This window comes from Bradyrhizobium sp. AUGA SZCCT0177 (genome assembly GCF_018130125.1).
Classification (GTDB): domain Bacteria; phylum Pseudomonadota; class Alphaproteobacteria; order Rhizobiales; family Xanthobacteraceae; genus Bradyrhizobium.
Window position 1 is genome coordinate 77,742 of sequence record NZ_JAFCMA010000014.1, and the last position, 19,948, is coordinate 97,689.

Annotated in this window: 21 protein-coding genes; 18 read left to right on the forward strand and 3 right to left on the reverse strand. The window is 61.6% G+C overall.

Annotated features, from left to right (window positions below):
• Window positions 1-97: 97 nt before the first annotated feature.
• Entirely contained in the window at window positions 98-1,765 is a 1,668-nt protein-coding gene (locus JQ597_RS17985; protein WP_212265578.1) for a methyl-accepting chemotaxis protein, read from the reverse strand.
• 274 nt (window positions 1,766-2,039) lie between these two features.
• A complete protein-coding gene (locus JQ597_RS17990) occupies window positions 2,040-2,534 on the reverse strand; it encodes a winged helix-turn-helix transcriptional regulator (protein WP_212265579.1) in 495 nt (164 codons plus the stop codon).
• A gap of 93 nt (window positions 2,535-2,627) precedes the next feature.
• On the opposite strand from JQ597_RS17990, the gene JQ597_RS17995 reads away from it, so the two are divergent.
• From JQ597_RS17995 to JQ597_RS18035, 9 genes are all read left to right on the forward strand, one after another.
• A complete protein-coding gene (locus JQ597_RS17995) occupies window positions 2,628-3,179 on the forward strand; it encodes a dihydrofolate reductase family protein (protein ID WP_212265580.1) in 552 nt (183 codons plus the stop codon).
• Between the two features lie 71 nt (window positions 3,180-3,250).
• On the forward strand, window positions 3,251-3,904 hold the full coding sequence (locus JQ597_RS18000; RefSeq protein ID WP_212265581.1) for a glutathione S-transferase family protein: 654 nt from the start codon (window positions 3,251-3,253) through the stop codon (window positions 3,902-3,904).
• Window positions 3,905-4,276 carry a nuclear transport factor 2 family protein gene (locus JQ597_RS18005; RefSeq protein WP_212265582.1) on the forward strand — a complete coding sequence of 124 codons (372 nt, stop codon included), beginning with the start codon at window positions 3,905-3,907 and terminating at the stop codon, window positions 4,274-4,276. It begins immediately after the preceding gene.
• A gap of 142 nt (window positions 4,277-4,418) precedes the next feature.
• A complete protein-coding gene (locus JQ597_RS18010) occupies window positions 4,419-4,835 on the forward strand; it encodes a YciI family protein (protein WP_212265583.1) in 417 nt (138 codons plus the stop codon).
• 127 nt (window positions 4,836-4,962) lie between these two features.
• Window positions 4,963-5,388, forward strand: a complete 426-nt coding sequence (locus JQ597_RS18015; protein ID WP_212265584.1) for a YciI family protein — start codon at window positions 4,963-4,965, stop codon at window positions 5,386-5,388.
• Between the two features lie 175 nt (window positions 5,389-5,563).
• Window positions 5,564-6,292, forward strand: a complete 729-nt coding sequence (locus JQ597_RS18020; protein WP_212265585.1) for a TetR/AcrR family transcriptional regulator — start codon at window positions 5,564-5,566, stop codon at window positions 6,290-6,292.
• A gap of 106 nt (window positions 6,293-6,398) precedes the next feature.
• On the forward strand, window positions 6,399-6,884 hold the full coding sequence (locus tag JQ597_RS18025; RefSeq protein WP_211999528.1) for a DUF2852 domain-containing protein: 486 nt from the start codon (window positions 6,399-6,401) through the stop codon (window positions 6,882-6,884).
• Between the two features lie 199 nt (window positions 6,885-7,083).
• Complete coding sequence (locus JQ597_RS18030) at window positions 7,084-7,320, forward strand: hypothetical protein (RefSeq protein WP_249147964.1); 237 nt, start codon at window positions 7,084-7,086, stop codon at window positions 7,318-7,320.
• Window positions 7,317-7,592: a type II toxin-antitoxin system RelE/ParE family toxin gene (locus tag JQ597_RS18035; RefSeq protein WP_212265586.1), complete on the forward strand. Its 276-nt coding sequence runs from the start codon at window positions 7,317-7,319 to the stop codon at window positions 7,590-7,592. Before JQ597_RS18030 ends, JQ597_RS18035 begins: the two co-directional genes overlap by 4 nt.
• Window positions 7,593-7,699: 107 nt before the next feature.
• On the opposite strand, the gene JQ597_RS18040 is transcribed toward JQ597_RS18035, so the two are convergent.
• Window positions 7,700-8,863: a mandelate racemase/muconate lactonizing enzyme family protein gene (locus JQ597_RS18040; RefSeq protein WP_212265587.1), complete on the reverse strand. Its 1,164-nt coding sequence runs from the start codon at window positions 8,861-8,863 to the stop codon at window positions 7,700-7,702.
• Between the two features lie 148 nt (window positions 8,864-9,011).
• On the opposite strand from JQ597_RS18040, the gene JQ597_RS18045 reads away from it, so the two are divergent.
• The 9 genes from JQ597_RS18045 (at window position 9,012) to pal (ending at window position 19,852) form a co-directional block, all read left to right on the forward strand.
• Window positions 9,012-9,905: a LysR family transcriptional regulator gene (locus tag JQ597_RS18045; RefSeq protein WP_212265588.1), complete on the forward strand. Its 894-nt coding sequence runs from the start codon at window positions 9,012-9,014 to the stop codon at window positions 9,903-9,905.
• Between the two features lie 96 nt (window positions 9,906-10,001).
• Window positions 10,002-10,769, forward strand: a complete 768-nt coding sequence (locus JQ597_RS18050) for a serine acetyltransferase domain-containing protein (RefSeq protein WP_212265589.1) — start codon at window positions 10,002-10,004, stop codon at window positions 10,767-10,769.
• A 1,255-nt stretch (window positions 10,770-12,024) separates the two neighbouring features.
• Entirely contained in the window at window positions 12,025-12,708 is a 684-nt protein-coding gene (tolQ, locus tag JQ597_RS18055) for a protein TolQ (protein ID WP_212265669.1), read from the forward strand.
• Between the two features lie 93 nt (window positions 12,709-12,801).
• Entirely contained in the window at window positions 12,802-13,275 is a 474-nt protein-coding gene (locus JQ597_RS18060; RefSeq protein ID WP_212265590.1) for a biopolymer transporter ExbD, read from the forward strand.
• 35 nt (window positions 13,276-13,310) lie between these two features.
• Window positions 13,311-14,240, forward strand: a complete 930-nt coding sequence (tolA, locus tag JQ597_RS18065; protein ID WP_212265591.1) for a cell envelope integrity protein TolA — start codon at window positions 13,311-13,313, stop codon at window positions 14,238-14,240.
• A 109-nt stretch (window positions 14,241-14,349) separates the two neighbouring features.
• Window positions 14,350-15,648 (forward strand): Tol-Pal system beta propeller repeat protein TolB, encoded by a 1,299-nt coding sequence (tolB, locus tag JQ597_RS18070; RefSeq protein WP_502754509.1) that lies wholly within the window; start codon window positions 14,350-14,352, stop codon window positions 15,646-15,648.
• Window positions 15,649-15,817: 169 nt separating this feature from the next.
• On the forward strand, window positions 15,818-18,148 hold the full coding sequence (locus tag JQ597_RS18075) for a putative bifunctional diguanylate cyclase/phosphodiesterase (RefSeq protein ID WP_212265592.1): 2,331 nt from the start codon (window positions 15,818-15,820) through the stop codon (window positions 18,146-18,148).
• Between the two features lie 173 nt (window positions 18,149-18,321).
• A complete protein-coding gene (locus tag JQ597_RS18080; RefSeq protein ID WP_212265593.1) occupies window positions 18,322-19,062 on the forward strand; it encodes an N-acyl amino acid synthase FeeM domain-containing protein in 741 nt (246 codons plus the stop codon).
• 298 nt (window positions 19,063-19,360) lie between these two features.
• Entirely contained in the window at window positions 19,361-19,852 is a 492-nt protein-coding gene (pal, locus tag JQ597_RS18085) for a peptidoglycan-associated lipoprotein Pal (RefSeq protein ID WP_212265594.1), read from the forward strand.
• The last annotated feature ends 96 nt before the right edge of the window (window positions 19,853-19,948 follow it).

A 19,948-nucleotide genomic window follows, 5' to 3' on the forward strand; every position in this document is an offset into this window, starting at 1 on the left:
ACCGCTGCGCTTCTGCGCCTGCGGTGCCGGTTAAGCTCGCCTTCGGGATGGCTCCCGAAGGCTGATTGAGCCGATACGAGGGGCTGGCTGTCCCGTATCAGGCCAATTCGGCGGAGGCGCGCTGCATGTTGGACGACATGTCCGATGTGACGGCGCTCTGCTCTTCCACGGCGGCGGCCGTGGAGGCGATGAACTCGTTGACGCTGGCGATGGCCTCCTTGATGGCCGTGAGCGAGCCCACGACTTCGCTGGCGACGCCGTTGAGCTGTTCGATCTCCTTCGAGATCGTGTCGGTGGCGTGCTTGGCCTGATTGGCGAGGTTCTTGACCTCGGAGGCCACCACGGCAAAGCCGCGGCCCGCTTCGCCCGCCCGCGCCGATTCGATGGTGGCGTTCAGCGCCAGAAGGTTGATCTGTCCGGTGATGTTGCCGATCAGCTCGACGATCCCGCTCATGGCCTGCGAAGCGGCGCTGAGCTTCACGGCTTGCGCGTCCGCGGCTTCGACCCGGGCGGTCGCGTTCGCGGCATTCGCCTTGGACTTGGTCATGGTCTCGGAGATTTCGCGGATCGAGGCGCTCATCTCCTCGCTGCCCGCCGCCACCGACTCGATCAGGCCGCGGGCGTTCTCGGCCTTCTTGCGCGCGATCGCCTGGGCGGTGATGTCGGTCGCGTATTTCACCACCTTGAACGGCTTGCCGTTGAGGTCGAGGATCGGATTGTAGGACGCCTGGATCCAGATTTCGCGGCCGCCCTTGGCGATCCGCCTGTATTCCGCCGCCTGGTACTGGCCGCGGTTGAGATTTTCCCAGAATTCGCGATACGCCGGTGCGTTACGCTCGTTCGGATCGACGAACATGCCGTGATGCTTGCCCTGGATTTCCGGCAGCGAATAGCCGAGCGCGGCGCAGAAATTCGGATTGGCGGTGCGGATGGTGCCGTCCATGTTGAATTCGATCACGGCCTGCGATTTTACGATCGCGGAGATCTGGCCGTCATTGTCGGCGGCCTTCAGCTTTTGCGCGGTGACGTCGGTGGCGAACTTGACCACCTTGAACGGCTTGCCGGCCTCGTTGAGGATCGGATTGTAGCTGGCGAGGATCCAGATTTCCTTGCCGCCCTTGCCGAGGCGCTTGTATTCGGCGGCTTCGTACTGGCCGCGGTTCAGCCGCGCCCAGAACTCGCGATAGGCGGCGCTGTCGCGCTCTTCCGGGACCACGAACATGCTGTGGTGCTTGCCTTGGATCTCGTCGAGCGGGTAACCGACCGCGCCGAGGAAGTTCTCGTTGGCGGTGACGATGGTGCCGTCCATGTTGAACTCGATCACGGCCTGGGCCCGGCCGATCGCGGCGATCTTGCCGGCGTCCTCCATGCTGTGGATCTTTTGCGCCGTAATGTCGGTCGCGAACTTGATCACCCCGACCGGCTTGCCGCCGCTATCGAGGATGGGATTGTAGGACGCCTGGATCCAGATTTCGCGGCCGCTCTTGCCGAACCGCTTGTATTGCGCGGCCTGGAATTCGCCCCGGTTCAGCCGCGCCCAGAACTCGCGATAGGCGGCGCTCTCGCGCTCGGCCGGATCGACGAACATGCCGTGATGCTTGCCCTGGATTTCGGCCAGCGTGTAGCCCACGGCGGCGAGAAAATTCGGGTTCGCGGTGACGATGGTGCCGTCGAGCTTGAACTCGATCACGGCCTGCGACTTGTTGATGGCAGCGGCTTGGGCAAGCGCGCTTTGGGTGTTTGCTTTCTTTTGCAGATTGAACACGTGAGGCTCCGCGCGCTGTTTAAAAATGGATGGCTGATAATTCAGTACGGGAAAAAGTTGCAGATACCCGTTTATCAACCGTAAACCATCTCGCGCGCCAATGTTTCGCCTGATGAAATTCGTGCGATGCGCTCGCCGGTGTGAACTTCCTGTGCGCCCTTCATCCATCGCGATAATTTGTCGCGTGTGCACGCTGATGGGCAGAGTGAAGGCCTCCGACGATGCCTGCCGGCCTACGTATTCATACGGAGGGAATTCTTGAGCTTTTTGAACGTTATGTCCGGTTCACGACACTCTCATACGCAGCCTGGAGCCGTTCACCGACCGACGGCCCTTTCTTTCGTCTGGCAATGCCGAGGTGAGTCTCGCGCAACTCGTCCATGAACTCTGCCCACATTTTAGGACCGCCCTCGCTGAGCAGCCTGGCGCGGATGCCGAGTTCTTCGGAAACCGGCAGATATTTGTAACCCCAGGCCGCCATCTGCGCGAGGACCGGCAGCAACTCGATGCCCTGTTCGGTCAGCGAATAGATTCCCTTCTGCTTGTGGCTGGGATCGTCCTCGCGGGTGATGATTTCGGCGTCGAGCAACGTCTTCAGCCGGTCGGCGAGGATGTTCGAGGAGATGCCTTCCTCGGACTTGGTCAATAGCTCGCGAAAATGCCGCCGGTTGCCGAACATCATGTCGCGGATGATCAGCAGGCTCCATTTGTCGCCGACCACTTCCAGCGTGAGGTTGATCGGGCAGCCGGAGCGCTGGTCGTCGGTCATGGAAGCGTCCTCGAAAAACTGCTTGCAATATTGCACCGGTTGGCTCAGGCTACAACCAGTTGCAAATCGCAATCAGTTAACAGGAGCGACGGGATGGCAAAGCTGATCATGTGGAACCTGATGACGCTGGACGGCTTCGTCGAAGGGCCGAGCCGGGACATCTCCTGGCATGAAGACGTCTGGGGCGAAGAACTGGAGCGATTGTCGATCGAGCAGCTCAACGCCGCCGGCGGATTGCTGTTCGGCCGCGTCACCTATGAGCTGATGGCGAACCATTGGCCGAATGCGACCGGCGAAGTCGCCGACTTCATGAACGCGGCGCCGAAATACGTGTTCTCGCGCACCCTGAAACAATCCGGTTGGAACAACACGCGGATGTTCGCGGACGATGTGGCTGATACCGTCACCAAATTGAAGCGCGATGCGCCGAAGGATATCTTTCTGTTCGGCAGCGCCGATCTGGCGTCGCACCTGATCCCGCACGGCGTGATCGACGAATTCCGCATCGCGCTGAACCCGATCATCCTTGGCGGCGGAACGCCGTTGTTCAAACAGGGCGCGCGGATCAAGCTGAAGCTGCTGGACAGCCGGGCGTTGTCGACCGGGATCGTGATCCTGCGCTACGCACCCGCCGCTCCGAAATAATTCGGAGCAAATGTCGGCCTGCCAAACCCTGGTCCGTCTTGCTGACGTGCCCAATACACTCCGGAGTCCAGATGTCACTGACCCTGCATTTCCACCCGCTGTCATCGTTCTGCTGGAAGGCGCTGATTGCGCTGTACGAGATCGGCGTTCCGTTCACGCCTAATCTGGTCGATCTCGGCAATCCGGCCGAACGCGCCGCGCTGCTGAAGCTGTGGGGAATCGGAAAATTTCCGGTGCTGCAGGACGAAGCGCGAGGCCAGATCGTCCCGGAATCGAGCATCGTGATCGAATATCTCGACCGCCATTATCCCGGTCGCACGCGATTGATTCCCGATGATGCCGAACGCGCCTTGCAGACCCGTCTGCGTGATCGCTTTTACGATCTCTATGTGCATCTGCCGATGCAGAAGATCATGGGCGACCGGCTTCGCCCCGATGGCAAGCAGGATCCGCACGGCGTCGAGGAGGCGCGGGCGCAGTTGCGCACTTCATACGCGATGATCGAGCAGCAGATGATCAGCGGCACCTGGGCGATGGGCGAAGATTTTGGCCTCGCCGACTGCGCCGCGGCGCCGTCGCTGTTCTATGGCAGCATGGTGGTGCCGTTCGGCGACGGCGAAACAAACCTCGCCGCCTATCTCGAACGCCTGAAGGCCCGGCCGTCGTTCGCACGGGTGCTGAAGGAGGCCGAGCCCTATTTTGGCATGGTGCCGAAGGAGCGCTGAATGAGCGCCGCAAGCAAGACCGGGATCATCCGCAACCTGTTCGCCGCCTATTTGGCGAACGACCGCGCGGCGGTCGAGGCCGCCTTCACCGACGATTTCCGTTTCACCAGCCCCTATGACGACGAAATCGACAAGGCGAGCTATTTCGCGCGGTGCTGGAAGAACGGCGACTGGATCGAACGACAGGATATCGAGCGGATCATGGTCGAGGGCGAGGCGGCGTTTGTGACCTATCGATGTGTCGCCAAGGCAGGCAAGAGTTTCCGCAATACGGAGTTCTTCGCTTTTGCGGGCGACAGGATCAGGCGCATCGACGTCTATTTCGGCGCGACCTACGAAAACGGCGTCTTCGTTCGCCAGGGCGACAGCTAAGTCCCTCCGATCCCATCTGGTCCGCGGAAAATGGCCTTCCAAAATAATTTCGGAAGCCATGTCGGTGCCGCAAAACCCGGTTCGTCATGTTGACGAGCGATAGTATCGGCCGACCGGCCAGACAGACAAACGGAGCGAAACGATGCGATTCATGGTGATTGTGAAGGCGAGCAAGGATACCGAAGCCGGCGTCATGCCGAGCACGGAAATGCTGACTGCGATGGGCAAATTCAACGAGGAACTGGTCAAGGCCGGCATGATGGAGGCGGGCGAGGGCCTGCATCCTTCTTCGAAAGGCGCGCGGGTCAAATATCAGGGCGGAGAGGGCAGTGCTGCCAAGGGGCCGTTCCCTCTGACCAGCGACCTCGTCGCCGGCTTCTGGCTGATCAACGCCAAATCGCTCGATGAGGCGATCGCGTGGATGAAGCGCGCGCCGTTCGACGGCGGCGCCGAGATCGAAATCCGCCAGGTGTTCGCGGCCGAGGATTTTGGCGAGGCCTTCACCCCCGAACTGCGCGAGCAGGAAGATCGCCTGCGCGCGCAGGCCGGAAAGAAATAAGTTCAACACCGTCATTCCGGGGCGGCTCGTAAGAGCCGAACCCGGAATCTCGCGCTGCAATCTCCAGATTCCGGGTTCGATGCTTCGCATCGCCCCGGAATGACGCCAAACCGAACAGGACCCCACCATGCGATTCATGATGCTGATGATCCCCCTGGGCTATGAGACCGCGGCGCCGGACGTGCAGCTCGATCCCGAGCGCGTCACGGCGATGATGAAATACAATGAGGCGCTGAGTGAAGCCGGAGTCCTGATCGCGCTCGACGGGTTGCACCCGCCGTCGATGGGCGCGCGGGTGTCGTTCGCGACCGGCATGCCTGTCGTCACCGACGGTCCCTTCACCGAGGCCAAGGAAGTGCTTGGCGGCTACTGGATGATTGACGTCGCGTCGCGGGAGGAGGCGATCGCGTGGGCCAAGAAGTGCCCGGCTTCCGAGAACGAGATCATCGAAATCCGCCAGGTGCAGGAAATGGCCGATTTCTCGGAGGAAGTGCAGCAGGCAGCCAAAGGCTTCGAGGAGTTGCAGAAGGGAAATGCGCACAAGGCGCGGTGAGGCGCTGGAACCTCTCCCGGCTTGCGCTCGCTTCTTCCGTTTTTTGGTTCCAGACGAGCGAAGCACGCCGTTTGAGGCGGTGGAGCAGCTTGGACCCACGCATTTCCGCCTGTTAACCTTCCTGAACGCGCAAAATAAGTGACCTTTATAGCCAACTCATGTAAAAGCCTTTCACATGAGTTGGCGCAAGGAAGAGCGCCGCGCCGAGCGCGGCTACCATCATGGCAATCTGAAAGAGGCGCTGCTGCAGGCGGCGCTCGGCCTGATCGCCGAAAAGGGCGCGGCCGGTTTCACCTTTGCCGACGCCGCGCGCATGGCCGGCGTCAGCCCGGCGGCGCCTTACCGGCATTTTCGCGATCGCGACGAATTGCTGTCCTCGATCGCGCAGCGCGGCTTCGAACAGTTCGAGGCGCTCTTGCTGCAAGCCTGGGACGACGGCCGCCCCGACACCGTCACGGCGTTCGAGCGGCTCGGCAAAGCCTACCTCGCCTTCGCGCGCAATGAGCCGGCGTTCTACTCGGCGATGTTCGAATCCGGCCTTCCCGTCGATCTCAGTCCGACATTGCAGGCGGCGAGCGAACGCGCCTTCGCGGTGATCAGGGCGGCAGCCGAGCGTCTCGCTGCGCTGGTGCCGCCGGGCATGCCGCGGCCGCCGGCGATGATGATGGCGCTGCACATCTGGTCGATGTCGCACGGCGTGGCGTCGCTGTTCGCCCGCGGCGATGCGGCGCGCCGCAAGCTGCCGATGTCGGCCGAGGATCTGCTGGAAGCCGAAGTGCTGATTTATCTGCGCGGTCTCGGCTTCCCGACCGATCGCAGGCCTGCCGCGAAGGACCCGGCGAGCGAGAAGCCGTCCGGTCCGCCGCCGGTTCCCCCGGCCGGTCCTTGGGGCTCTCCAAAATAATTTAACGACGGCCGCTTGCCGCCCGCTTGACAAAAAACGTGGATGGTTTAGGTATGTAAATGTTATTTACATTCACAACGGCGTGATCGCCGTCATGGAGAGGGAAATGGCCTACACCGCAGATGTCAATCGATGGCGCGGCCCCGCTGAAGAAACCAGTCGGCCCCCGCATATGCTGGATAGCCCCTGGCATCCTGGCTGGATCGCCGTAACCATCCTCGGCTTCATCATCTGGTGGCCGATCGGGCTTGCCCTTCTCTTTTTCACACTCGGGAGCAGAAAAATGGGTTGCTGGAGTCACCAGGATCGCTGGCAGAACAAGATGGAGCGGATGCAGTACAAGATGGACCGGATGCGCGGCCGCATGGAGCGCCGTGGTTTCGGCTTCGGTGGTTTCGGCCCGCCCTCGAGCGGCAACCGCGCCTTCGACGAATACCGCACCGAAACGCTGCGGCGCCTCGAGGAAGAGCAGGTCGAATTCCGCGACTTCCTCGATCGCCTGCGTCACGCCAAGGACAAGGAAGAGTTCGACCAGTTCATGGCGCAGCACAAGCCGCGTCCGACCCCGCCGAACGATCAGCCGCAAAGCTGAACTTCCAGTCGTGAGCTAACGCCTCGGGCGATGTGCCCCCATAGCGCCTGAAGGCTAACGAGCCGCCCGTTTGTGATCAGCACAGACGGGCGGTTTGCTTTGTGCGGATACGCGGCGTCTTGCAGGTTTGGTCGGAAGCGCGGCCACCTCGCAGAGATGCCACTGTAAAAAACAGGGCCGATATGTCATACTTCGCCCGATGACCACGAAAATACTTCAGGACGCAATGCGACGTGTCGAGGCTTGGCCGGAGGCTGCCCAGGTGGAGCTTGCCGAGCTTGCGCTGGAAATCGACGCGGGGTTTTCCGGGGAAGCCTATCGCGCCACTCCCGAGGAACGCGCAGGGATTGAGCGTGGCCTGAACGACGCTGGCGAAGGACGCTTTGCAACGGACGAGCAAGTTAGGGCCGCGTTTGATAAGTTTCGTCGTGTATGAAGGTTGTCTACACCGAGGAAGCGCTCCGCAACCTCGATGATATCAGCGATTACATCCGCCAAAACTATCCGACGATCTCCGAGACATTTCGCCTTCGCCTCCAATTCGTTGTCGCTCGCATTGCGAAATGGCCGGAGAGCGCGCAAGAAGTGGCCGATCAATCCGGCGTAAGAGTCGTGCCGCTCGTTCGGTATCCGTACAAGGTGTTTTACCGGGTAACGAACCAGACGATCGAAATACTCTACATCCATCACTCGTCCCGGGATGCTTAGTTGCCGGCGCCTATCGGGCGTTTGCTCTGAGACGCGCGGTTTGCTTTATCCGCCGATGCGGCGTCTTGCCGTTTTGGCGGAAGCCTTGTAACTCACGGCCGATCTCGTCATTCAGCCAGTTCGCGCATCACCTTGATCAGGTCGGATTTGCCCTCAAAGCCGATGCCGGGAAGGTCGGGCATCACGATGTGGCCGTCCTGGACGCGAACGGAGTCGGGAAAGCCGCCATACGGTTGAAAGAGGTCCGGGTAGCTCTCATTGCCGCCGAGGCCGAGACCTGCCGCGATGTTCAGCGACATCTGGTGTCCGCCATGGGGGATGCAGCGGGACGGCGACCAGCCATGCTGTGCCAGGACATCGAGCGTCCGCAGATATTCGACAAGCCCGTACGACAGCGCGCAATCGAACTGCAGCCAGTCGCGATCCGGCCGCATGCCGCCGTAGCGGAGCAGATTGCGCGCGTCCTGGTGCGAGAAGAGATTTTCGCCGGTCGCCATCGGACCCGGATAGAATTCCGACATGGCGGCTTGTAGAGCGTAGTCGAGCGGATCGCCGATCTCCTCGTACCAGAACAGCGGGTAATCGCGCAGCATCTTCGCGTAAGCTATACCGGTCTCGAGATCGAAACGTCCGTTGGCGTCGACGGCAAGCCGCGCTTCCGAGCCAATCTCCTTCAACACGGCTTCGATCCGTCCGCGGTCCTCGTCGATCGACGCGCCGCCGATCTTCATCTTCACCACGTTGTAGCCTCGGTTGAGATAGCCGCGCATCTCCGTCTGCAGCGCCGAATTGTCCTTGCCCGGATAATAGTAGCCGCCTGCCGCGTACACGAAGACACGTGGATTGGCCTCACGGCCCTTCTTTTCGGCGAGAAGGCGGAACAGCGGCTTGCCGGCGATCTTCGCGACGGCGTCCCAGACCGCCATGTCGAGCGTGCCCACCGCCACCGAGCGCTCGCCGTGCCCGCCCGGCTTTTCATTGGACATCATCGCTGCCCAGATCCGATGCGGATCGAGGTTGGTGCCGGAATCGTCGAGCAGGCTCGCAGGCTCGGCCGCGATGATGCGATTGCGGAAGCGTTCCCGGATCAGACCGCCCTGGCCATAGCGGCCATTGGAATTGAAGCCGTATCCGACGACGCGGCGACCGTCGCGCATGACATCCGTTACCACGGCGACGAGGCTCGCCGTCATTTTCGAGAAGTCGATATAGGCGTTGCGGATCGGAGAGGCGATCGGCTTGGTGATTTCGACGACGTCGACGATACGCATGATGTTTTCCTTCCATCGGCCGTTGTTTGGAGGCGCTGGTCATGCTGATAACGACAGCAGCAAGCCCGTTCGGAATGGCTAGTACGGCTGGATTTGCTTCAAGGCCAATGCTATTACCTGAATTGGTTATGTTGATACGGCATTACCAATGGAACTGATCTGGTTCGAGGACTACCTGGCGCTTGCCGAAACCCTGAACTTCTCAAGGGCGGCCGAGGCACGCCACGTCACCCAGCCGGCCTTCAGCCGCAGAATTCGCGCGCTCGAAAGCTGGGTCGGCGCTGACTTGTTCACCCGCACGACGCATGGCGTCGCGCTGACCCCGGCGGGCGAACATTTCCACAATCAGGCGGAGATACTGACCCGCGCGGTGCATCAACTGCGCCGCGACACGCTGGAAGTTTCCGGCCGCGGTGCAAAGCTCTTGTCGATCGCGGCGACCCACGCGCTCTCCTTCACTTTCTTTCCAAAGTGGGTTCGCGGCAATGAAAGGGTTCTGGCCCTTGGCAATCTCAACCTGATTTCCGACAGCATGCAGGCGTGCGAGCAGATGATGCTGCGCGGCGATGCGCAGTTTCTGCTTTGCCACTACCACCGGCAAATGAGCAGCCGTTTAGATTCCCGCCAGTTCAGGAGCATCGTGGTCGGATCCGACACGCTCGTTCCGCTCAGCGCGCCCGGTAAAAACGGAGCTCCGCACTGGCGGCTTCGGGGCGGCAAGCCGGTCAAATACCTTGCCTATAGTGCGCAGTCGGGATTGGGACGCATCGTGGCCGCCCAGTGGGGGACGAAAGACCGAGCCTTTGCGCTCGAAACGATCTTTACTTCCCATCTGGCTGCGACCCTGCTTTCGATGGCGCGCGCTGGAGACGGCGTGGCATGGCTGCCGCGGACTTTGGCCGAAGAGGACATTTCTGCTGGACGACTGGTTGAAGCCGGCGCTGCGGATTTGCAGATCCCTATCGAAATTCGTCTTTTCCGCCCCATCGCGCGGCAAGGCCAGGCCGCCGAGGCGGCGTGGGCTGCCTTTGAACAGTCCTGACGTTTCGACGAACGGTTTGCTTTTGGTGCACCGCTTGCGCTGGCGAAGTCCCCCGGACGACCTATATTTCGGGCCGGCGCACCCGAGGTGATGGCGATGATCCAGAACGCAATTGCACCAGTCGACCAGCTCTGGCGATCCGTTCGCCGCGAGGCGGAAAATATCCTCGCCAACGATCCGCTGTTCGGCGCCTCGCTGTCATCAGCGATCTTCGATCATGTCGATTTCGGTCGCGCGCTCGCCCATCAGATCGGCGAACGGCTCGGTAAGACCGCTGATGACCGCGAGTTGTTCGCACGCGTGGCCCGTGAGGCCTTTCACGCCGCGCCAGACCTGATCGACGCGGCAAGCCTCGATCTGCAAAGCATTGCTGTTCACGATCCTGCGACCAAAGGGCTGCTGCCGCCGCTGCTCAACTTCAAGGGCTACGTCGCGCTGCAGGCCTGGCGCGTGTCCAACTGGCTCTGGCTTCACGAGCGAACCGACCTCGCTTTGTTGTTGCAAAGCCTGTCGTCGGATTCCCTGCAGGTCAGCATTCACCCCTCCGCCTCGATCGGCACCTCGGTGTTTCTCGATCACGCGACCGGCATCATCGTCGGCGCCTTCGCCGTGATTGGCGACGAGGTGACGATCCTGCAAAACGTCACCATTGGCCGGAAGCAGGCGCTGCCGGGCCGCGCGCCGCGGATCGGCCGAGGCGTGCTGCTCAGCACCGGCGCCACGATTTTAGGCGACGTCAGCATCGGCGACTTCGCCAAGATCGGCGCCGGCGCGCTCATCGAGCAAGACGTGCCGGCCGGATGCACCGCCGTCGGCATGCCGGCACGGCTCGTCAATTGCACCGAGGCGGGGCTGCCGGCGTGAGCTGCGTCGCTACTCGCGCAAGCACGATATCGTGCGGCGGCTGCGACAAAACAACCCGACGGGCAAATCAGTTCCGATTGCCAGAAATCGTGTCAAGCCCCGAAATAAGAAATATTTCGCTTTTCCAGAAGACAAATCAGCGGTATGTGTTTGGCCATCCCGTCCTACTCAGAAGGGCGTCGGCCGTCGTCACGGACGTTGGGCGGGTTGCGGTGGACGCTGGTTTGCGCTGAGACGACGGCGCGGACGGGCGTACGGCAAAACCGTGTGGTCCTGGCGCCCGTTGCAGGCGTCAAGCTGTCGGAGAAGCGCAAGCGGGAACGGCAGCGACGGAGTCAACCAAGAACTCGTCTCCGGGGAGATCACGGCATAAGCCGTAAAGCCATTGCGCAGGGAAGGCCGGGTGTTCTCCGCTGCCCTGTATGCTCGTGTGCAGCTTTCTTTGCACTATTCGCACACGAGACCGCGGGTGCAGCGCGCACCCGGTCTTCCCTGCGCCCTCTCACTGGAGGGCAAGGAATTTCTGGCAAAGCTCGGGCGCAATGCGTCGCGAGAAGGTGAAGTTATGTTCGCGATAGCCCATCCACGTGGTCCCGGCCTTGAGCTCAGATGCGCAATTGCGCATCGGGGGACCCATACGCCGCGGCCCATCGGCGAAAATGCCAGCGTTAGACACCTTCCGCCAAATGCACATCACGCGGTATGGGTCCCGGCTCAAGGCCGGGACGACACTGAGCAAGACCTTCAGGGAGATCCCTCAAGGGAACCAGCCCCCGTAACCGCCCGTCCTGCCTTGATTTCCGGCAGTCAAATTCTCCTTTGGTAACCTCGCATTAACTAAGATTAGCGTCTGGTTAGGGACGTAAAGACGCGCGGATAGCCCTCGTTTTGACACGTTGGCAGGGGAAGCAGGACCCGGCTTTGGACGGGCCCCCCATGTGACACCAATGAGGCTCTCGCGCTGGCGCATTTTTCGCCGCGCCCGATGCGCGGCTGTGGAACCGGCAGCCAGTCGCTCCCGGAGGATTGGGAAGGAGCATGATCCGGAAAGTGGGTACCGGTTTTCCGAAAGATCATGCTCCAAACAAGAGATAGAGCATGATCCGGAAACGTGTTTTCCGAAGAGGATCATGCGCAAACGAGAGCATTGAGAGGATATGATCTGGTGATCCGGAGATTCCTGCAGTTCGTGACGCTGGCCTGCCTTCTGGCAACGGCTTCGTCAGCCAGCGCCCAACAGGTCGAAACGCAATCGCTGTCGCTGGCCGCGTCAGACGTGTCGCTGATTTCGCTGTTCCTGCAGGCGCACTGGGTCGTCAAGTCGGTGATGCTGGGGCTGCTCGCCTGTTCGGTCTGGGTCTGGGCGATCGCCATCGACAAGATCTTTCTCTATGCGCGCACCAAGCGCGCGATGGACCGTTTCGAACAGGCGTTCTGGTCCGGGCAATCGATCGAGGAGCTTTACCGTTCGCTCTCCGCCAAGCCGACGCAATCCATGGCAGCGTGCTTTGTGGCGGCGATGCGCGAATGGAAACGTTCGTTCGAGAGCCAGACCCGGTCCTTTGCCGGCCTGCAGATGCGGATCGAGAAGGTGATGAACGTCTCCATCGCCCGTGAAGTCGAGCGGCTGGAACGGCGGCTCCTGGTGCTGGCCACGGTCGGCTCGGCCGGGCCGTTCGTCGGCCTGTTCGGAACCGTCTGGGGCATCATGTCGAGCTTCCAGTCGATCGCGGCCTCGAAGAACACCTCGCTGGCGGTGGTGGCGCCTGGTATCGCGGAGGCGCTGTTTGCCACCGCGATCGGCCTTATCGCTGCCATTCCGGCGACTATTTTCTACAATAAGTTCATTTCCGAGGTGAACCGGCAGGCCCAGCGGCTGGAGGGGTTCGCCGACGAATTTTCAGCGATCCTGTCGCGCCAGATCGACGAGCGGGCATGATCCCGAAAAGTGGAAACCGGTTTTCGGACCAGATCATGCCCTGGATATACGGCGTGAGGAGCGGTCAATCGTGAGCATTGTGGGCATCCGATCATGGCGATGAACATGGCAGGTTCGGCAGGTGGCGGTGGACGCCGCGGCCGGCGACGCGCCGCCGTGATGGCGGAGATCAACGTCACGCCGATGGTGGACGTGATGCTGGTGCTCTTGATCATCTTCATGGTGGCCGCACCCTTGATGACCTCGACCATCGATATCGATCTGCCGATCGCAAGCGGCGGCAAGTCGCTGGCGTCGAACGCCCCGCCATTGACGCTGTCGGTCAAGCGCACCGGCGGCTCCTGCAATTCGAATGTCGAATTATATCTGGGGGATGCCCTGATCCCGGCCGCCGAGTTGTTGCCTAAAATCAAGGCTATCAAGGAAACCCGGTCGGAAGCCGAAAGCGTGGTCTACCTGCGCGGCGATAAAGACGTCTGTTACACGGATATGATGAAGTTATTGGGGTATATTAGGACGGCGGGGTTCAAGGCGAACATCGTGATCATCCCCGAGGGGGGCTCGTGAGCGATCCCGTTTTTGCGCGGAGCGGAAAGACTTAAGTGAAGCTCAAGATCGACAAGACACTGGCTGCGTCGGTCGCCCTGCACGTCCTCGTGCTGGGGTACGGACTGGTGTCGTTCTCGACCAAGGCTTACGAAATGACGCCGGAGGAGTCGGTCGCCGTCGATGTCATTTCCTCTGATCAACTCGCAAAGGTCATGGCCGGTTCGAAGACCGGCAAGAAGGAAAATCCTAAGCCGCTGGTGGAAAAAGTCGCCGAAGCCAAGCCGCTCGACGACGCCGTCGGCAAGGTGAGCGAAAAGGCGCCGGTCATCACCGAAACTGCGCCGCCGCCGCAGCCGAAGGCCGAGGAGAAGCCGGTCGAGAAAAAACCTGATCCGCCGAAGGTCGCCGAAAAGCCCAAGGAAGAGCCGAAGCCGGAGAAGAAGCCGGATCCCCCGAAGGTCGATCCGATCGCGGAAGCCATCAAGAAGGAAGAGAAGAAGCCGCCGCCGAAGCCGGTCGCCCAGCCTGCGGCAAAACCGCCGGAGCAGAAGCAGAAGATCGTCGAACGGCACTTCGATCAAACGCAGATTGCGGCGCTCTTGGACAAGCGCGACGCGACGCGGCAAGCCGCGACTGGTTCCACGCTGAATTCCAACGCCGCGCTCGGCACTTCAAAGGGCACAGCAGCAGACAATTCCGCGACTTGGGGCGCGCTGTTCCAGCGGCAGGTCGAGCGGTGCTGGAAGAAGCCCTATGGCGGCATCGAGTCGCAAAAGCCGGAAGCCGCCTTTGCGATCCGCCTGAAGCGTGATGGCACGCTGGAAGGGATGCCGGTGCCCGAGGGCACTCCGGCAACGCCGTTCCTTCGTGTCTACCAGGAGAGCGCACTGCGCGCCATTATCGAGTGCCAGCCTTACAATCTGCCGGCCGCGTTCTTTGAAGAATGGAAATACTTCGCACCGGTCTTCAGGGAAAAAGTCTGACGGGGTTCGCAGCCGGCGAACGCCAATACGAGCAAAGTTTGAAGCGATGATAGACAAAATTGTGTTGCCTGATGTATTGCGTCCGAGCCGCCGGCAAATCATTTCCGGAATGGCCGCGCTCGGTGCGGTCTCTGCCATATCCATTCGAGAGGGTTTTGCGCAAGCGCCCAAGCGCATTCCTATTCCCGAAGGCGAGTTCGTTCCGCTCCCCATCGCGATCCCGAATTTCACGGCCGGCACGCCGGCAGACGCCGAAGTCGGCGTCGGCGTGACGCAAGTCATCACCAACAACCTGAAGCGCAGCGGTCTGTTCGCGCCGATCGACCAGGCGGCCTACGTCGAGAAGACCATCAACATCGACGCGGCGCCGAATTTCCAGAACTGGAAGACCATCAACGCGCAGGCGCTGGTGACCGGCCGCATGACGCGGCAGTCTGATGGGCGCCTCAAGGCCGAATTCCGGCTGTGGGACGTCAACACCGGCCAGCAACTCACCGGCCAGCAATATTTCACCTCGCCGGAATACTGGCGGCGGATCGCGCACATCATCTCCGACCAGATCTACGAGCGCCTGACCGGCGAGAAGGGCTATTTCGATAGCCGCGTGGTGTTCGTCGACGAAACCGGCTCCAAGGAACGCCGCGTCAAGCGGTTGGCCCTGATGGACCAGGACGGCGCCAACGTGAAATATTTGACGCGCGGCAGCGATCTGGTGCTGACGCCGCGGTTCTCGCCGTCGTCCCAGGAAATCACCTATATGGAGTTCGGGCAGGGCGACCCGCGCGTCTATCTGTTCAACATCGAGACCGGGCAGCGCGAGATCGTCGGCAACTTCCCGGGCATGTCGTTCTCGCCGCGCTTCTCGCCGGACGGCCAGCGCGTCATCATGAGCCTGCAGCAGGGCGGCAATTCGAATCTGTTCGTGATGGACCTGCGCTCGAAATCGACGACGCGCCTGACCGACACGCCGGCGATCGACACCTCGCCGTCCTATTCGCCGGACGGAGCCCGTATCTGCTTTGAGTCCGATCGCGGCGGCAAGCCGCAGATCTATGTGATGGGCGCGACCGGCGGCGGCGCGCAGCGCATTTCGTTCGGCGAGGGCAGCTATTCGACGCCGGTGTGGTCGCCGCGCGGCGACTACATCGCCTTCACCAAGCAGGGCGGTGGTCAATTCGCGATCGGCATCATGAAGCCGGACGGATCGGGCGAACGCATTCTCACCTCGGGCTTCCATAACGAAGGCCCGACCTTTGCGCCGAACGGCCGGGTGCTGATGTTCTTCCGCGAGCCCGGCGGCAACAGCGGCCCTTCATTGTTCACCGTCGATATCTCCGGGCGCAACGAGTTGCGGGTTCCGACCCCCGGCTTCGCCTCCGATCCGGCATGGTCTCCGCTGTTGTCCTGAGCGTTCCACGGGTTAGGGCGTTAATCGGCAAACATTGCCTAGCATGCTGATTTATAAGGCAGATTTCTACGACAGGAAACGAAAAGCAACGTCTTGGTAACGATGTTCGCTCAGAAAGACTTCATCTGCAAAGGGTACAACGTCTAATCCAAAGGACGTGCGCCCGAAAATGCAGCTTGCCAAACAGAGCGGAGAGCCGGATCAACAAACGTCGCCATATCTTCGCGCGGCGCTGATCGATTCGCTGTTCGAGACTTCCGCTCCGATGCTGACGGGCCTCGCCTTCGGCGCCGGCGCCGCAGCGATGACCGCGCTGAAGACGGGCTCAACGCTGATCTGGGCGTGTGTCGCGCTGCTCGTCTTCGCTGGCGTCGTCCGCGCATTCATCGTGCAGCGGTACCACGCGCGCAAATCGACCCCGACTGTTGAGGAAGCTGCGCGCTGGAAGAGGTATCATCAGATCGGCGCGATGATCCAAGCCACCGCGCTCGGCACATGGTGCTCCGCGACGCTGCTGTTCACTGATGATGCCGTGGCTCATATGATCTGCCTGTCCACCACCACCGGGACCTTGGCGTTAGGTGCGGGCAGGGCCTATGGACGGCAGTGGGTATTCCAACTGCAGGCCGCACTCATCTACGGTCCAACCGTGATCGCGCTGGCGTTGCGTGGTGCCCCCTATTACATCGCGATGTCAGTCGTGTGCACCGCGTTCCTCGTAGCGGTGCTGCAGATCTCGGCCAATCTGCACCGAATTTTCATGCAGGCGCTGGTGGCGCGCGAACGCGAGGCGGCGCTGGCCGGCCAGTTCGATACCGCATTGAACAACATGCCGCACGGGCTCTGCATGTTCGGCGCTGACGGCCGCCTGGCCGTGATGAACCACCGGTTCAGCAACATGATGCAGCTGTCCGACGATTCCGTGCAGGGCGGCGTCAGTGCGGCCGACATCATCGCTGCCTGCGTCGCCTCCGGTTCGATTTCGAACGCAAGCGGCAGCATGATCCTGTCGGAAATCGAGAGTTCGCAGGCGCGGGACATGATCACGACCGATCCCGACGCCACGCGCAACCGGTCGCTGTCATGGACGTTCCAGCCGATGGCGGGCGGAGGCGCGGTCGTCTTGCTCGAAGACATCACCGAGCGGCGCGACGCGGAAGCCAAGATCAGCCATCTTGCGCGTTACGACGAACTCACCGAGCTTCCCAACCGGGTCAATTTCCGCGACGAGATCGGGCGCCTGATGGCGATACAGCAGGGCGCCGAGAGGTTGTCGGCGCTGCTGTTCGTCGACCTCGATCAGTTCAAGCAGGTCAACGACACGCTGGGCCATCCCTGCGGCGACCAGTTGCTGTGCGCGGTCGCCGGGCGGTTGCGCGAGATGTTGCGGCCCGAGGACTTCGTGGCGCGGTTCGGCGGCGACGAATTCGTCGTGTTCCAACAGGACATTCACTCCCACGAGGACGCGGCGGGTCTCGCCCGGCGCATCGTCGACCGGCTGAGCGAGCGCTACAAGATCGACAATCATCTGGTCGAGATCGGCGCCAGCGTCGGCATCGCCATGACCTCTCTCGGTGTCAGCGCCGACACGCTGCTCAAGAACGCCGACATGGCGCTGTACCGCGCCAAGGCGGACGGGCGTGGCACCTTCTGCTTCTTCCGCGACGAGATGGCGCAAACCGTCGAAGCGCGCCGCATCCTGGAACTCGACCTGCGCAAGGCGCTGGCGAACGAGGAGTTCGAGCTGTTCTATCAGCCGCTGGTCAATATCAAGTCCGGCAAGATCTCGACCTGCGAGGCGCTGCTGCGCTGGAATCATCCGGTCCGCGGCACGGTGTCGCCGATCGATATCATTCCCGTCGCCGAGGATATGGGCCTGATCGTCGATCTCGGCCGCTGGATTCTGCGCAAGGCCTGCATGGAATGCATGAAGTGGCCCGAGGCCGTCAGCGTCGCCGTCAACTTCTCGCCGCAGCAATTCCATCAGCGCGACGTGCTCAGCGAAGTTCGCTACGCGCTCGAAGTCTCCGGCCTGCCGGCGGACCGTCTCGAAATCGAGATCACCGAATCCTCGCTGCTGCGCAACACGCAGCTGACGCACGACGTGCTGTCGCAGCTGCATTCGCTCGGCGTGCGGATCTCGCTGGATGACTTCGGCACCGGCTATTCCAGCCTGAGCTATCTTCACAACTTCCCATTGCAGAAGGTGAAGATCGACCGCTCCTTCCTCGAAGGCATCGATACCGATCGTCCGTTGACGTTGCTGCGCGGCGTGGCGCGGCTGTCGGCCGATCTCGGCATGTCGGTCGTGGTCGAGGGCATCGAGACCAACCAGCAACTGGAACTGGTCAGTGCCGATGGCGCGGTGACCGAGGCGCAGGGCTATCTGTTCAGCCGGCCGGTTCCAGCGGCGCGGATCCGCCAGCTGCTGAACGCCTCCCACGGCCGCCGTTCGCCGGACGAACCGCTGGTTGTGGTTCCATCGCGCTCAATCGCCTGACACAACCTCCGTAGTTTCCTGACACAACCTCCGTAATCTTACGGGTTCAGATGCGCGTGCAGACGGCCGCAAGGTTAACCCTAACGTCTCGATAGCTTTGCAATTTTGTTAAGGAGCTGTTAAGCTTTCGCACTCGCACAAGTTGTTCGGAAGTTGAAGTTATGGAGTATCAGATGAAGTCCAGATCCGAACCGCGCACGTCGCTTTTTGTGCCGGAGTCGGGACTGTCTGATCGCGTCGACTACCGGCTCATGGAAACTCCCGAGGAAAAAGATTCCATCTATTTGATGCGTTACAAAGCCTATCTGCATGGCGGAGTAACCGCGCCGTCGGAGTCTCAGCGCGTCAGCGATCATTACGACGATGCGCCCAACGCCTGGATGTTCGGAATCTACATTGACGGAGAACTCTGTAGTTCGCTCCGCCTCAACGTCGTGACGTCAGAATGTCGGATTTCCGGTTCGGTCGATTTGTTCGGCGATGTTCTTCACCCGCGCATCGATCAAGGCGAAGTCTTCATCGACCCGCTTCGTCTTGCTGCGCTCCCCGAAAAAGCCAGGCAGTTCCCTGAGATCCCCTATCTGACGGTCCGGCTGGCCTATATGGCATGCGAGCATTTCAACGCCGATTTCGGGCTCGCGCTCGTTCGTGCGGAGCACCAGGCATTCTATCGCCGGGTCTTCATGTCCGAGGTCATCGCCGACCCGCGTTCGTTTCCGGGATTCTTGCCAAAGGTGGCATTGATGGCGTCCGATTACCGGGCCGTGCGGGAACGCGTCATGACCCGTTTTCCCGTCATGCGCTCAAGTGCTTTCGAGCGGCGGATGCTGTTCCAGCGCGCCGGCGAGCGCCAATTCTCCCCGCAGGGCGGCGTCACCTCGTTCGAGAGCGCCTCGATCGTTCCAAACGCCTGATCCGCCCGCTTCGCGGCTGATCGGGGCCCCGCTGCCGGGCCCTGGCCCGCCGCCTGACGTGTCCTCAGCCCGGTACTGTCCGCGATGCCAACGCCAAAAGGGCGATTTCGGCCCCGCCTGCGCTTGCCTTCACCGTCGCGCCACATTTACAAACCATTAACCATCGTGGGCGCTTTTCACGGTTTGTCGGCATTTGATCGGGTCTGGCAAGGTTCCATCAAGGTTGACGGAACGTTCGCTTAACCATCGCCCTGTAGACCGGATAACAGTCGGAAAACGTGAGCGTGGAGGCTCCGGAATGAAACATCAGATGCGCATCCTCCAGGGATTGAAACTGGTCGCGGTACTCGCGGTGGCCCTGTCGATGGGCGCTTGCGCCAACAAGAACGTCGGCGCCGAGGGGGCGATGGCGAGTGCGGCGACCCCGGGCAGCCAGCAGGACTTCGTGGTCAATGTCGGCGACCGCGTGTTCTTCGAGAGCGACCAGACCGAGCTCAGCCCGCAGGCGATCGCGACCCTGGAAAAGCAGGCGCAGTGGCTGCAGACCTACAACCGCTATTCCTTCACCATCGAAGGCCATGCGGACGAGCGCGGCACCCGCGAATACAACATCGCGCTCGGTGCACGGCGCGCCCAGTCGGTACGGAGCTATCTCGCCTCGCGCGGAGTCGATCCGAACCGCATGCGCACGATCTCCTACGGCAAGGAACGCCCGGTCGCCGTGTGTAACGACATCTCCTGCTGGTCGCAGAACCGCCGCGCGGTCACGGTGCTGAACGCCGGCGCCTGAGCGGCTGCGACTACCGAGTTCAGAACCGGCGCCTTCGGGCGCCGGTTTCATTTTGGTCTCATGATGAAGCCGCGAATGACGGCCAGGGTCCGCTCC